The sequence below is a fragment of the Polaromonas sp. OV174 genome, assembly GCF_900112285.1.
Lineage (GTDB): Bacteria > Pseudomonadota > Gammaproteobacteria > Burkholderiales > Burkholderiaceae_C > Polaromonas.
This window is the reverse complement of the sequence record NZ_FOKZ01000004.1, coordinates 150,711-164,821: the sequence shown is the minus strand read 5'-3', so window position 1 is coordinate 164,821 and position 14,111 is coordinate 150,711. Positions and strand designations below refer to the sequence as shown.

13 protein-coding genes and 1 pseudogene are annotated in these 14,111 nt (G+C 64.5%); all 14 read right to left on the bottom strand.

The window, feature by feature from the left end; genetic code table 11:
- Positions 1–3 precede the first annotated feature (3 nt).
- The 14 genes and pseudogenes from BM160_RS05480 to BM160_RS05420 all read right to left on the bottom strand — a co-directional run bounded on the left by BM160_RS05480 (position 4) and on the right by BM160_RS05420 (position 14,076).
- The gene (locus BM160_RS05480; RefSeq protein WP_092001759.1) at positions 4–1,011 is read right to left on the bottom strand and encodes a Bug family tripartite tricarboxylate transporter substrate binding protein; all 1,008 of its coding nucleotides are present in this window, start codon (positions 1,009–1,011) and stop codon (positions 4–6) included.
- 71 nt (positions 1,012–1,082) lie between these two features.
- Positions 1,083–2,285, bottom strand: coding sequence for an amidohydrolase family protein (locus tag BM160_RS05475; protein WP_092001755.1), 1,203 nt, complete (start codon positions 2,283–2,285; stop codon positions 1,083–1,085).
- A gap of 15 nt (positions 2,286–2,300) precedes the next feature.
- Positions 2,301–3,746 carry an amidohydrolase family protein gene (locus BM160_RS05470; RefSeq protein ID WP_092001752.1) on the bottom strand — a complete coding sequence of 482 codons (1,446 nt, stop codon included), beginning with the start codon at positions 3,744–3,746 and terminating at the stop codon, positions 2,301–2,303.
- 128 nt (positions 3,747–3,874) lie between these two features.
- The gene (locus tag BM160_RS05465) at positions 3,875–5,344 is read right to left on the bottom strand and encodes an amidohydrolase family protein (protein ID WP_092001750.1); all 1,470 of its coding nucleotides are present in this window, start codon (positions 5,342–5,344) and stop codon (positions 3,875–3,877) included.
- Positions 5,345–5,427: 83 nt separating this feature from the next.
- Positions 5,428–6,621, bottom strand: coding sequence for an amidohydrolase family protein (locus BM160_RS05460; protein WP_092002080.1), 1,194 nt, complete (start codon positions 6,619–6,621; stop codon positions 5,428–5,430).
- Between the two features lie 8 nt (positions 6,622–6,629).
- The gene (locus BM160_RS05455) at positions 6,630–7,262 is read right to left on the bottom strand and encodes a flavin reductase family protein (RefSeq protein WP_092001747.1); all 633 of its coding nucleotides are present in this window, start codon (positions 7,260–7,262) and stop codon (positions 6,630–6,632) included.
- Positions 7,252–8,175, bottom strand: coding sequence for a DUF1989 domain-containing protein (locus BM160_RS05450; protein ID WP_092001742.1), 924 nt, complete (start codon positions 8,173–8,175; stop codon positions 7,252–7,254). The genes BM160_RS05455 and BM160_RS05450 overlap by 11 nt, the downstream gene beginning before the upstream one ends.
- On the bottom strand, positions 8,172–8,363 hold the full coding sequence (locus BM160_RS05445; protein WP_092001739.1) for a hypothetical protein: 192 nt from the start codon (positions 8,361–8,363) through the stop codon (positions 8,172–8,174). The genes BM160_RS05450 and BM160_RS05445 overlap by 4 nt, the downstream gene beginning before the upstream one ends.
- Before the next feature lie 107 nt (positions 8,364–8,470).
- On the bottom strand, positions 8,471–10,051 hold the full coding sequence (locus BM160_RS05440; RefSeq protein WP_092001735.1) for an ABC transporter substrate-binding protein: 1,581 nt from the start codon (positions 10,049–10,051) through the stop codon (positions 8,471–8,473).
- A gap of 65 nt (positions 10,052–10,116) precedes the next feature.
- Entirely contained in the window at positions 10,117–10,449 is a 333-nt protein-coding gene (locus BM160_RS23125) for an oligopeptide/dipeptide ABC transporter ATP-binding protein (protein WP_369821752.1), read from the bottom strand.
- Between the two features lie 192 nt (positions 10,450–10,641).
- Positions 10,642–10,986: pseudogene (locus BM160_RS23120) on the bottom strand (ATP-binding cassette domain-containing protein); the annotation flags it as partial.
- Positions 10,987–11,138: 152 nt separating this feature from the next.
- Positions 11,139–12,149 carry an ABC transporter ATP-binding protein gene (locus tag BM160_RS05430; protein ID WP_092002077.1) on the bottom strand — a complete coding sequence of 337 codons (1,011 nt, stop codon included), beginning with the start codon at positions 12,147–12,149 and terminating at the stop codon, positions 11,139–11,141.
- Positions 12,150–12,157: 8 nt separating this feature from the next.
- Complete coding sequence (locus BM160_RS05425; RefSeq protein WP_369821751.1) at positions 12,158–13,084, bottom strand: ABC transporter permease; 927 nt, start codon at positions 13,082–13,084, stop codon at positions 12,158–12,160.
- A gap of 26 nt (positions 13,085–13,110) precedes the next feature.
- Positions 13,111–14,076, bottom strand: a complete 966-nt coding sequence (locus tag BM160_RS05420; protein WP_092001725.1) for an ABC transporter permease — start codon at positions 14,074–14,076, stop codon at positions 13,111–13,113.
- Positions 14,077–14,111 lie beyond the last annotated feature (35 nt).

Sequence of the window (14,111 nt, the reverse complement as noted above, 5' to 3'; positions counted from 1 at the left end):
GTCTTAGCTACTGCTCTTCATCGCGGCGGGGGCAATGCTCTGAACCCGCTGGACCTCATCGCGAATCCGCTGCGTTAGTGCCTGCGGCGTGCTGCCCTGGGTTTCGACGCCGGCCTTCTGGAGTTTTTGCCAGACCGCCGGTTCGCGCAAGACCTCATTGAGCTCCTTGTTCAGGCGCGCCGTGATGGCTGGCGGCAATTTGGCGGGGCCGAACAAGCCATTCCACAGGCTGACGTCAAAGCCCTTGAGTGCCGGCGTTTCCGACAGCGAGGGAATTTGCGGCGCTGCGCGGGAGCGAGCCGTCGTGGTGACGCCCAGCGCCACCATCTTGCCGGTCTCTATATGCGGCAGGGCCGTGGGTGTCATGAAGAAGGCCAGCTCTATGGTGCCGCCGGCCACATCAATCGCCATCTGGGCCGCGCCGCGATAGGGCACGTGGGCAATCTTGGTGCCGGCCTTCTGGTTGAGCAATTCCCCGGCCACGTGCAGCACGGTGCCTACGCCAGATGAGGCATAGCTCAGCGCCGCAGGTTCGCGCTTGGCCTTGTCCAGCGCTTGCGCCACGGTCTTGAGGCCGGCCCTGGGGCTGGCGACCAGCACCAGGGGCACATCACCGACCAACCCGATGGCGGTGAAATCGGTCTCGCCGTTGTATTTGACGGCCGGATTGAACAGGCGGGCAATCGACACCTCGCTGCCCGAGGCCATGAACACGGTGTAGCCGTCGGGTGCGGCATTGGCCACCTTCTGGCCGGCGATGGTGCCGCCGGCGCCGCTGACATTCTCTATCACCACCGGCGTGCCCAGGCGCTTGCTCAGCGGCTCGGCGATGGTGCGGGCAATCATGTCGGCGCTACCGCCGGCGGGAAAGCCCACCACCATGGTGATGGGGCGGGCCGTGGGCCAGGCTTGCGCCTGGGCCTGATGGCTCAATGCAGGAACGATCGTCAGGGTCGCGAGCGCACAGGCGCTAACCAGGACCTGGCGTTTGGAGGCAAGAAAGGAAGACATGGAAGCTTTCGATGAAGAGTGAATCGGGATGGTGGTGGCAAGCGACGGGCGACGGGCGACGGGCGACAGCGTCAAGCGTTGGCTGGCAGCAAGGCCTGGCCGTCGCGGGCCACCACGCGGCCGCGTTTGAGCACCAGGCGGCGTGGCGGGTGGTAGGCCACGGCCTCTGCCGCCGTTTCGGCCGCGACCAGCACCAGGTCGGCGTTGGATCCGACGCTCAAGCCATAGTGCTGGGCGCCCATGACTTGGGCGCCGCCGTAAGTGGCCATGCGCAGGGCGATTTCAATGCCGGCATCGTCGCGGAATCCGCTGCGATAGGCCAGCATGAAGGCGCGCTCCAGCATGTCGCCGTTGTTGAGCGGGCTCCAGGTATCGCGAATGCCGTCAGAACCCGAGAACAGCCGCACGCCGCGCTCGTGCAGCAGGCGTATCGGCGGGAAAGGTGTGGTACCCGAGGGCGCGTGCGTCATGATCGCGATGTCGTTCTCCAGCAGCAGCGCGATGAGAGACTCCAGGCGCGCAGGCTCCACGCCGCCCAGGCAAAACGCGTGGCTGATCGCCACCTTGCCGGCCAGGCCCAGGCTGCGCGTGCGTTCGGCAATCATCTCCATCGTCACCGCGCCCAGATCGCCGCGATCGTGCAGGTGAATGTCCACCTCGCAACCGTGCCGCCCGGCAATGGCGAAGATGCCGTCCAGCTGCCCCTTGGGGTCACGGTCAACCCCCACGGGATCGAGTCCGCCTATGACTTCCGCGCCATCCCGCACGGCCTGCTCCAGCAGATCCAGGGTGCCCGGCCGTATCATCACGCCGGTCTGCGGGAAGGCCACCATGTCAATGTCCATCCAGTCGCGATAGCGCTCGCGCATCGCCTGAACGCCGTGCAGGTGCTTCAGGCCCACGTCTGGCCCCACATCGACGTGGGTGCGCACATGGGTGGTGCCGCAGGCGATCAGGCGTCTGAGCAGGCGGGCGCTCTGGACTTCGGGCGACAGGCCGAGACCGGCCAGCACCTGCCGCTCGTTGGTAATCTTGTCCATCAGGCTGGGGCCGGCCTGGTGCGGGTGCCAGGGCGTACCCCAGAGCGTCTTGTCGATATGGGCGTGGGCATCCACCAGGCCGGGAATGACGAGGCAGCCACGGCCATCAATAATTTCCTCCCCGGGCAGGGCGGGCAGATCGGCGCCAATGGCGGCGATGCGGCCATCCCGCACGGCAATGTCGGCGCTCTCACCGCCCCAGGGGCGAACGCCCCGTATGACTAGGTCTTGCATGCTAAATCCTTCAATTCAATAGTGGCTGACGCCCCACAGGCGGGCGGGTGACTCGGTCAGATGGCGCAGGCCGCTGCGGTCCAGCATACGTTCCGCGGCAACATTGACCTCTTCCAGAATTTCGTTCTCGTTGACGCTCAGCACCTGGCGGTCTTCCATCAGGATGCGGCCATTGACGATGGTGGTGCTGACATCGGCGGCATTGGCAAAGCAGGTGACGCGGTAGACCGGCATATTGAGCGGCATCATGTGCGGCTTGAACAAATCCACCAGGATGATGTCGGCCTTTTTGCCGACCTCCAGCGAGCCGATGTCATGGTCCATGGAGAGCGCCTTGGCGGCGTCAATCGTCACCATCTCCAACACCTTGCCATGCGGCAGCACGCCGGCATCGCGGAAATGCCGGCGCTGGTAGTGCATGCACTGGGACATGTGGCGGAACATGTCATAGCCACGGTCGGGCGCCGAGCCATCGGAGCCTATGGCCACGACGACGCCGGCATCAATCAGCTCGGGCACCGGGCAGCGGCCGCGAATCGACATGATGGCGCTGGGGTTGTGCACGATGCGGGTGTTGGTCTCGCGGGTCACCGCGATGTCTTGGTCGCTCAGGTCAATGCTGTGCGACATGAAGGAGCTCGGGCCCAGCAGGCCCAGCTCGCTGTGCGCCAGCGCCAAGGTCCCGGTGCGGTGGCCGTCTTGCGTGAAGGTCAGGCCGCGCTCCTTGGCCAGGCTGAAATAATCCCTGGCCTGGCGCTGAAATTCCTCGCGCAACTGGACGTGATCGGGCTCATGCATGGGGGCAAACACCGCCAGGGTCACGGCGATGTTGAGCCGGCCGTCGGCGCGGCCATGGTTGTCATCGATGATGGTCTTGCAAACATCCAGCATGGTGGCCGCGTCGATGTCGCGCGAGCTCGGCGGCTCGCTGGCCCAGTCCACATAGCGCTTGGGTCCGCCCGGCCGCGTCGGGCCCACCGCCACCACCGAGCGCGTGCCGGCACGCGCCACCGCGTCGCAATGCGCCTTGGCGTATTTGGGGTCATCGACGCGCATGATGGAATCGCCGCCGCCAAACAGCGACACGCCGGTGGTGACGCCGGCCTTCAGCCGCTCCAGCGAGGTCATGGCCGACTCGGCGCGCCAGAACTGCTCATCCGAGGCCGAGGTATAGATCACCGCACAGGCATCCATCCAGGCGCCCGGATCACCGGCGCCCATGGTGCGCAGCATGCCGTGACCGGCGTGGGCATGGCTGTCTATCAGCCCCGGCAACACCGCCTTGCGATGGGCATTGATGGTCTTGGCCGCGGTATAACGCGCGCGCAGTTCGGCCGTGCTGCCGACCGCCACAATGCGGTCGGCCTTGATCGCCACGGCACCGTCTTCAATCACGCGGCGCTGGGCATCGACGGTGATGACGGTGCCGTGCTCTATCAAAAGGTCTATGTTTTCAGTCATGCGCAAACTCCGATAAGTAAGACAAAAAAAGACAAAATCGAGGACTGAAGGCTTTAAGCATTTCAGGGCTGTAGCGCAGGTGGAGTCTGCGCAAGCAGCTACTTATTTCATAGCAATCAGCCAGCCATTCAAGGCTGCTCAGCCCAGGCGAACACCGGCTGCACCAGCGTTTGCGGCGGCGCATCGTCGAAGCGCCGCTCTTGCTGATTGGCCAGCAGCTTGGCGAACTGGCGATCGGCCTGGGCCTGCAGCGCCTGCATATCCACCTGGCCTACCTTGAAGTCTTCCATCACGCAGCGCCCCGCGATGTAGCTGGCCCGGCAATCGGTGCCGCGTCCGGCGAGGAACAGATTCTTCAAGGGATCGAAGATAGGGCCCAGGTGGCTGGCCTGCAGATCGAACACCACGATGTCGGCCTGCGCCCCAGCCGCCAGCCGCCCCAGGTCGTCGCGCCCCAGCGCCTTGGCGCCGCCTAAGGTGGCGGCGCTGAACAGGTCGGCCATGCTGGTTTGCGTGGCATTGCCCTCCATCAGGCGCGCCACATACAGGCCGGTGCGCATGTTCTGCAGCAAATCGGGCGGCCAGGTGTCGGTGCCAAGGCCCAGGTTGATGCCAGCGACGCGGTACTTGCCGAAGGAATCCAGCGCCTCGCCGCTGCGCACAAAGACTTCCGGGCAGTGGGCGATGGTGGCGCCGCTGGCGAGCAGGCGCCGCCAGTCGGCATCGCCTTTTTCCGAAACCGCCGGGTGGCCGCTGAGGAAAATGCCGTGCGGCAGGACGGCGCGCGAGTTCAGCAGGCCCAAATGTTCCAGCCAGCCCAACGGCGTATGGCCGCGCAGGCGCAGCACGGTCTCGAACTCATAGGCCGACTGGCAGCAGTGCAGCCGCACCGGTGCCTTCAGCTCGGCGCTGGCGGCCGCCGTGCGGGCCAGCAGTTCGGGCGTGCAAGTCTCGATGCGGTCGGGCGCGAACATGCCGCGCACCAGGCCGCCGTGCGCGCCGTCAAAATCCCGGAAGTAGCGCAACGCCTCGTCAAAGCCGGCCAGGCCGCGCGGCTCGTCCCACAGCTGGCCGGCCGTGCGATCGGCGCGGGCGTAGGTGGTGCCGCTCATGTAGCAGGGCCCGAGGTAGACCCGCAGGCCCAGCTCGCCGGCCAGGGCGGCCACGCCGGCGAACTCGTCGTAGCGCTCGGCCCATTCGCGGTAGTACATCGAGGTGATGGGCAGCGCGGTGGTGATGCCGTTGCGGATCAGATGCGTGAAGGCATAGCGGTACTTGAAGACCTCCTCCTCGGGCGTGTAGGCGTCGTGCGGGCCACGGCGGATGTAGTCTTCGGACCACAGGCGGCCGTTGTCGAACTTGCTGCCGTTGTCCACACCGAGCACGCCGGAATCGATGTCACCCAGCGCGTCAAGGTCAATCAGCCCGGGGCAGATCACGGCCTGGCCGTAGTCCACGGTGCGGTCCACATGGCCCTGGAAATTACGGCCGACGAATTCGATACGGTCGCCGGAAAAAACCACTTCGCCATCGCGCCAGTAGACATGGGACAGGCCATCGAAGCCGATGACGCAGGAAGCCTTCAACAAGGTACGCATGGTTTTATAAATTTAAAAGAAATATGGCTTTTGCGCTTACAGCACATGCGCTTCTAGCTATTAAAATAATAGTAAACCGGGTTTCAGGCGACCAGGAAAATGCCATCCTTGGCCACCACCTGGCCGCGGCTGATCACGGTGCGCTGCGGGCTGCGGTTCACCACGGCCTCGGCAATGTTTTCGGCCGGCAGCAGCAGCAAATTGGCCTGACAGCCCACGTCCAGTCCGTAGGCCTGCAGGTTCAGCGCCCGCGCGCCGCCCTGGCTCACGACATCGAAGGCCATCTCCAGCTCCTCATCCTTGCTCCAGCCGAAGCGCAGCGCCATCAGCATGGCGCGCTCCAGCATGTCGCCGCTGCCCATGGGGCTCCAGGCGTCGCGTATGCCGTCGGAGCCCGAACACACATTCACGCCACGGCTGCGCAGCATGGCCACCGGCGGCACGCTGACGTTGGGCGGCGCACAGCTCATGATGGAAATGCCCAGCGCGGCCAGCCGGTCGGCCAGCGGCATCAGCTCCGCCGGCGCAAAAGCGCCCAGCGAATAGGCATGGCTGATCACCACCTGACCCTGCAGGCCCATGGCCTCGGTCATGTCGGCGATGCGCTCTATCTCCCAGCGGCCCAGCTCGCCCAGGTCGTGCAGGTGGATATCTATACCGCGCCGGTAGCGCGTGGCCAGTTCGAAGATTTTTTCCAGGTGGCGAATCGGGTCGCGGTCTATGCCGGCCGGGTCTATGCCGCCGACCACGTCCACGCCCAGCTCCAGCGCCTGCTCCATCAGCGCCAAGGTGCCGGGGGCAATCAGCAGCCCGCCTTGCGGGAAGGCCACCAGCTGCAGCTCGATCAGATGCCGGTACTTTTCACGCAGCGCCAGCATCTCCTGGACATGCTTCAGGCCCCACACGGTCTGGGTGTCGAGGTGGCTGCGAAAGTACAGCGAGCCTTGCGCGATGCAGTGCTCTATCAGCGGGCCGGCGCGTTCGGCCATGGGCACCTGGAAGTCCTTCAGCACCGTGTGTTCGTTGCTGATGCGGTGGTTGCGCGTCGGGCCGGCGCTGTTGGGCCGCCAGGGTGTGGCCCACAGCGTCTTGTCGAAGTGCACATGGCTTTCGACCAGTGCGGGCAGCAGCAACTGGCCCTGGCCGTCGACCAGCGTCGCCAGCTCGGGAGCGGCGCTACCGGCGGGTAGCAGCGCTGAAATCCTGCCGTCGTGCAAGACCACATCGACGGCCGCGCCGCCCAGCGGGCGCACATTTCGGATGACGGTAGAGGGCATGGGTTTCATCAGAGTTCGTCGATGGGGTTGAATGCCGGCGCACCTGCTTCGGGCTCCATGGCAAAGCGGTCGCGGGTGCGTATGTAGTAGCTGGCACCGAAGCGGGCCACGGGAAAGTAATTCTGCAAACGCACACGGTGGCGTTCGATATCGATCAGCTCATCACGCGCATGCAGCCACAAGACTTCACCGATGAAGATGTGGCGGCTGGCGGTCTCCAGCTTTTCCGAGAGCCGGCATTCGAACGAGACCGGCGCTTCGGTGATGTACGGCGGCCGCACCGCCCGCGACGGCGCGGTGGTCAAGCCCACATGGTCGAGTTCGCTGCGCGACGAGGGCAGCGTTTCGCCACAACGGTGCATCTGCACGGCCATGGCTTCATCGGCAATGTGCACCACGAACTCGCCATTGGCCAGGATATTGGCCGAGGTGTCCTTCAGGCCGTCGTCCTTCAGCTTGTTGATGCTGATCATCAGGATGGGTGGGTCTTCGCCCAGCATGTTGAACATGCTGAACGGTGCCGCATTGACCACGCCGTCGGCGTTCTGCGTGGTGACCAGCGCGATCGGCCGCGGCACGATCAGGCTGGCCATCAGCTTGTAGCGCTGGTAGGCGGTGAGGGTAGCGAAATCAATCTGCATGGCCGGTGACCTTGGTGATGAAGCGTTCTTCCCACCAGCTGAAAACGATGTCGCGCAAGGCCGCGCCATCATCCTTGCCGTACAGCTCGCGCCGTGCGTGCTGCTGCAGCAAGGCCTGCTCTTGCGCATCCAGCGTGACCGGATGGTCCTGGTAGACGATGGGCACGTTGGTGAAGGCCGGCGTGTAGTCGGGGTCGCGGCGCAGTTCGCGCTCCACCTTGATCTGGCTGTTGCGAAAGTCGGCCGGCGTGCGCTGGCTGGGCCAGCTGCAGAGGGCCGGCACGCCGGCCATGTCCTGCTCGGTGGCCTGATAGATCGACAGGCGCACCGGCTTGATCGAGAAGTTGCTGGTGCGCATGATGTCCGCGCCGCAGACGTTGGGCACGGCCAGCAGATCTATCAGCGCCAGCAGGTCAATGTGGTCGCCCGGCTTGGAGCTCTGGCGTTCTATGAACAGGGCGCCGCCCGGCCGTACACCGGTGCGCATGAACAGGTTGAACGAGTCGTGCACATCGTCGGGTGTCAGCCCGTATTCGCGCTGGGCTTCGGCCTGAATGTCGTGGCAGTTGGTGTGCACCGGCAAACCGTACACCCCTTCGTACAGGTTGGCGCTGCAGCGCGGAAACATCACGTCATTGCAGTTGACCGTGTCTTCCAGAATGTAGGCCATGGCGCGTTCGCGCGGCGGCGCGGACCACATGAAATGGCCGACGGTCGGATACAGGCCGTGCACCGTGCGCGTGCGCCCGGTGTGCATGCTTTCCTTGTAGTCGTGCAGGTTGAAGCAGTTGAAATCCACGCACTGGCCGCCTTCGATCTGCTCTATGCGCAAGATCTGGCCGCGCAACAGTTCAATGGCTTTTCCGGTGCCGGGCTCCAGCACCCACGAGCTGAGCAGTTCACGCGCGCTCATGCCGTGGCTCCCGCTGCCGCTGCCGTTGCAGCGCGCCCGGCGGCTTCACGCTCGCGCTGAGCGGCGTATTCGCGCAAGGCCAGCTTGACCAGGCTGGCGCGGTCCGGCGCGACGCCGCGCGCCACGGTGTTGTCCAGCAGTTCCAGCTGTTGCTGGTTGAGTTTGAGAACCACGACTTGCTCGTCCATGAAGGCTACCTTTGAGGCTGGGTTGAATGAAGAAAGTGGGCGCTGCGCATCACTGATCGCGCAAGTGGCGGCGGTGTCAGTGATTGCACAGGAACATGTGGCCCTCTTCAGGGCGCAGTGACCAGCCACAGGCGCAGCTGGTTATCGGGCGACTGCTTGAGCGCCACGCCCTTGCGCGCCGCCCAGGTGATGGGTTGCTGGTGCAGCGGGATATAGGCCACGTCATGGCGCTCTATGCCCTCGGCCTCGGCCAGCAGGGCGTTGCGCTTGCTCATGTCGAGTTCCGAGGCGATCCTGGGCAGCAAGGCGTCGAAAGCCGGGTTTGAATAACGCCCGGCGTTCAGGCCGCCGGAGTTGGCGGTTCGGGTGGCGGCGATATCGTAGAGCAGAGCATAGGAGTCGGCCATCGGCAGGCCGGCGTGGCTCATCATGTAGAACGAAACCTCCAGGGTGTTCAGGCGCACGTTCCACTTGGCCACCGGTTCGAACATGGGCGTGATCTTGACGCCCACGCGGCCCAGCATGGAGATGACGGCCAGGCAGATCTGCTCGTCATAGACGTAGCGGTTGTTCGGGCACTGCATGCCGACGGTGAAACCGTTCGGGTAGCCGGCCTCGATCAGCAGCTTCTTCGCGGCGTCGGGGTTGTAGGGCAGGATGCGCGTGTTGTTCTTGGGCGCGCCGTTGAGCTGCGGCGAAATCACCATGCCGGCCGGCCAGGAGACGCCGCGCATCACCGAGCGCTTGATGGCGTCCACATCGATGGCTTGATACAGCGCCTTGCGCACCCGGATGTCCTTGAACGGGTTCTTGCCCTTCACGTCGGAGTAGAGCAGTTCATCGCGGAACTGGTCCATGCCCAGGAAGATGGTGCGCAGCTCGGGCCCCTGCACCACGGTGAAGGCGCCCGTGCTGTTGATGCGCTGCACATCCTGCAGCGGCACGCTGATGGTGGCGTCTAGCGCGCCCGACAGCAGCGAGGAGGTGCGCGTGGCGTCGGACTGGATAGGCGTGAACACCACATCGGTGAGATTGTGCTTGGGCTTGTCCCACCAAGTGGGGTTGGCCACCAGCGTCGTTTTCACGTCGACCTCACGCGACTTCAGCACGAACGGGCCGGTGCCGTTGGCGTTGCGGTTGGCGTAGTTTTCCTTCTTCTGCTGCAGGTCGCTGGCTTCTCTGGAGTCGTTGGCCTCGCTCCAGGTCTTGCTCATGATGGTGAGGTTGAGCAGCTCGTTGAGCAACAGCGGGAAAGGCGCCTTGGTCTCCACGTCCACCGTGAAGGCATCGACCTTGCGCACGTCTTTCACGTCGGCCAGGTTGAGCTTGGAGATGGAGCCAGGCGTCTGCACGCGCTGCCAGCTGAAGACCACGTCGTCGGCCGTCATGGCCTCGCCGTTGTGGAACTTCACGTTCTGGCGCAGCTTGAAGCGCCACACGGTGGGCGACACGGCGGTCCACGATTCGGCCAGCGCCGGCTCGATCTGGACCTTCTCGTTGAAGCGCACCAGGCCTTCGTAGATGTTGCTCATGAACGCGTTCGTGAACGAGTTGTTGGTGGAATACGGGTCCATGGACAAGGCATCGGACGAGGCGGTCCAGGTGAAGGTCTTGGCCTGTACGCCGGCAGAGCCCAGCGTCAGAGAGAACGCCAGCGCCGCACTGAGTGCTACTAATTGCTTCTTCATGGGAATGACTCCTTGGGTTGAAAACGTATCAGGAAAAATCTTGCGCCCAGCCCTGCCCGGTTGGCTCAGGTTCTGGCGCTTGGCGCCACGGGATGGAACAAGACCGGAATGCGACGCTCCTGCACCGCGTGACAGGCGACTTGCGAGCCATCGGGCTGGGCGCTGAGTTCTGGCTTCTCGGCCTTGCAGCGCTCGTTGGCGTGCGGGCAGCGGGGGTGAAAGGTGCAACCCGAGGGCGGGTCCAGCGGGCTGGGAATTTCGCCGGTGATGGGCGACTTGTCGCGTCCGCGCGTGTCGAGCTGCGGCAGGGCGGCCAGCAGCAACTGGGTGTAGGGGTGCTTGGGTGCTTCGAACAACACGCGTGTGGGCGCCACCTCGGCCAGCCGGCCCAGGTACATCACGCCGACGTCATGCGACACATAGTTGATGACGGCCAGGTTATGGCTGATGAACAGGCAGGTCAGGCCCAGTTGCTCCTGCAGGCGGCGCAGCAGATTCAGGATTTGCGCCTGCACCGACACGTCGAGCGCCGAGGTCGGCTCGTCGCAGACCAGAAAAGTCGGATTGCCGGCCAGTGCCCGCGCGATGGACACACGCTGGCGTTGCCCGCCCGAGAACTCGTGCGGAAACTTCATGGCATCGGCCGGCGCCAAACCGACCTGGCGCAGCAGCTCGTGCACACGCGGCATGACCTGGGCCTCGGGCAGCAGCTTCTGGAAGCGAATCGGCTCCGCGATCGCCGTGCCTATGCGATAGCGCGGGTTCAGCGAGGCGTAGGGATCCTGGAAGATCATCTGGATGCGATGGCCTTTTTGCCCCGCATCCGCGAACTCGATAGAGCCGGCACTCGGCGCATCCAGACCCGCCACCAGCCGCGCCAGCGTTGACTTGCCGCAGCCCGATTCGCCCACCAGGCTGAAGGTTTCGCCGCGCCGTATCGAAAAGCTCACGCCGTCCACCGCCTTGACGGAACGGCTGCCACCCAGCTTGCCGCGCAGCAGTCCGGCGCCGACGGGGAAGTGGCGGGTGATGTCTTGCGCTATCAGGCTGGTTTCGGCGGCCACGGCCGAATCTTTGAGCATGGCGTTCATTCTGTCTCCAGTTCAGCCGGTTTAACCGGCAAGGCGGATGCCAGCCAGCAGGCGACCTTGCGCTGCTGATGTGATTCGAGGCGCGGACTTTGCGCGCGGCACTGGTCCGTCGCGTAGGCGCAGCGCGGGTTGAAGGCGCAACCCACCGGCCGGGCATTGAGCCGCGGCATCGCGCCGTCGATCTGGGCCAGCGGCCCGGTCACGGCCTTGAGCGACGGAATCGCGCCCATCAGGCCCCGGGTGTAGGGATGCACAGGGTTGCGGATCACGTCTTCCACCGCGCCAATCTCGACGATGCGGCCGGCGTACATCACCGCCACGCGATCGGCCGTTTCGGCGATCACGCCCATGTCGTGCGTCACCAGCAGCATGGAGGTGCCCTTGTCGCGGCAGAGCTGGCGCAGCAGTTGCAGCACCTGCGCCTGGATGGAGACGTCGAGCGCGGTGGTGGGCTCGTCGGCCACCACCAGCCGCGGCTCGGCGCACAAGGCCAGGGCGATCACGATGCGCTGGCGCATGCCGCCCGAGAACTGGTGCGGATAGGCCGTGAAGCGCGCCTCAGGGGCGGGAATGCCTACCGCGCGCATCAGCGCCAGGGCACGCTGCACGGCTTCTTCCTGCGACACAGGAAGATGCGTGCGTATGGTTTCGACCAGCTGGTCGCCGATCTGCAGCAAGGGGTTCAGGCTCATCAAGGGATCCTGGAACACCGCACCGATTTCCTTGCCGCGGATACGGCGCATCTCGCGTTGCGAGAGTTGGTCTATGCGCCGCTCGCCGAGGCGGATCTCGCCGCTGGCCACACGCCCGGGCGGGTCGAGCAAGCCGAGGATGGCCATGCCGGTGAGCGACTTGCCGGCGCCGGACTCGCCGACAAAGCCGAGGATCTCGCCGGGTGCGATGGTGAAGGAAACGTCGTCGAGCGCCAGCAGCAGGCCGCGGCGTGTGGGAATCTCGACGCGCAGGCCCTGGACGGTCAATACGGCTTGAGATGTTGCGTTGGTCATGAGCAGGCTCACTTCAGCTTGGGATTGAAAACGTCGCGCAGCCAGTCGCCCAGCAGGTTGATGGCCAGCACCAGCAGCACCAGGCAGACGCCTGGCATCACCGTGACCCACCACTCACCCGAAAACAGCACCTCGTTACCGACGCGTATCAAGGTGCCCAGCGAAGGCGAAGTGGGCGGCACGCCCAGGCCGAGGAAACTCAGGGTGGCCTCGGTGAGTATGGCCATGCCCAGCGACAAGGTGGCTATCACCAGCACCGGGCCCAGCACATTGGGCAACACATGGCGGAACAAAATGCGCAGCGGGCCCATGCCTATGAGCTTGGCGGCGTGCACATAGTCCTTGGATTTTTCCACCAGCGTGGCACCGCGCACCGTGCGTGCGTATTGCACCCAGGTGGAAATGCCGATGGCGAAGATCACCACGGGCAAGGCCATCTGCTCGTGCACCGAGCGCGGCAGCAGCGAGCGCGACAGGCCGTCGATCAGCAGCGCCACCAAAATGGTGGGAAAGCTCATCTGCATATCGGCCAGCCGCATGATCAGGTTGTCGATGCGGCCACCGGCGTAGCCGCTGATCAGGCCGAGCGTGACGCCCACCACCAGCGAGAACAAGGTGGCGAAAAAACTCACCATCAGCGAGATACGCATGCCGTACATCAGCACCGACAACAGGTCACGCCCCTGACCGTCGGTGCCGAGCGGAAACTTCATCTGCCCGCCTTCTATCCAGACGGGCGGAATGCGCGCGTTCATCAGATCCAGCGCCGCCGGGTCGAAGGGATTTTGCGGTGCCAGCCATGGCGCCAGCAAGGCCACCAGCGCGAACATCAGCAGCACCGCCGCCGAGATCATCGCGGTGGGCGAGCGCTTGAAGTTGTAGACGAAGTCGCTGTCGAGGAAGCGGTGCCAGGCCGAAGGCGGCGCGGCTGCTATCGCAACGGGGTTCAAGGTGATGTCTTTCATGCAATCCTCACGCGTGGATCGACCTGGAAATAAAGCAGGTCAACGATGGCATTGATGATCACGAAGAGCAACGCGATCAACATCAGGTAGGCGGCGATCACCGGGATGTCGCCGAAGGTGATGGCCTGGATGATCAGCAAGCCCATGCCTGGCCACTGGAAGACGGTTTCGGTGATGATGGAAAACGCGATCAGCGAGCCGAGCTGCAGGCCGGCCACGGTAATCACCGGAATCAGCGTGTTCTTCAGCGCATGGCGGAAATAGATGGACCGGTCAGCCACGCCACGGGCGCGGGCGAACTTGATGTAGTCGGTGCGCAGCACTTCCATCATCTCGGAGCGCACCAGACGCATGAATAGGGTGAGCTGGAACAGGGCCAGCGTGATCGACGGCATCACCAGCGACTTCCAGCCGCTGGCGGTGAGAAAACCCGTGCTCCAGCTGCCCAGGTGCACCACATCGCCGCGGCCAAAGGCCGGCAGCCAGTTGAGCTCTACCGAGAAGATCAAGATCAAGATGATGCCGGTCAGGAAGGAAGGCACCGAGATGCCTATCAGCGACACCACTTGCATGGTGTGCGCCAGCCAGGAGTTGCGCTTGATGCCCGCATAAACCCCCATCGGAATGCCCAGCCCCAGCGCGAGTACCGCGGCGCACAGGCTCAGCTCCAGCGTGGCCGGCACCCGCGACATCAGCAACTGGCCCACCGGCTCCAGGTTGCGGTAGGAAATGCCGAATTCGCCGCGCACGGCCAGCCCCAGGTAGTTGAAGAACCTGACGATGAGCGACTGGTCCAGCCCCAGCGCCGCCCGCAGCGCCTCTTTCTGCGCGAGCGTGGCGGTTTCGCCGAGCAGGTTGTTGACCGGATCGCCGATGTAGCTGAACAGCAAGAAGGAGATGAAGGACACGCCGATCATCACCAGCAGGCCGTTCCACAGGCGGGTTGAAAGAAAGCGGAGCATGGCAGATGCCCTCTCGGGTAGTGCGTGCGCCAACA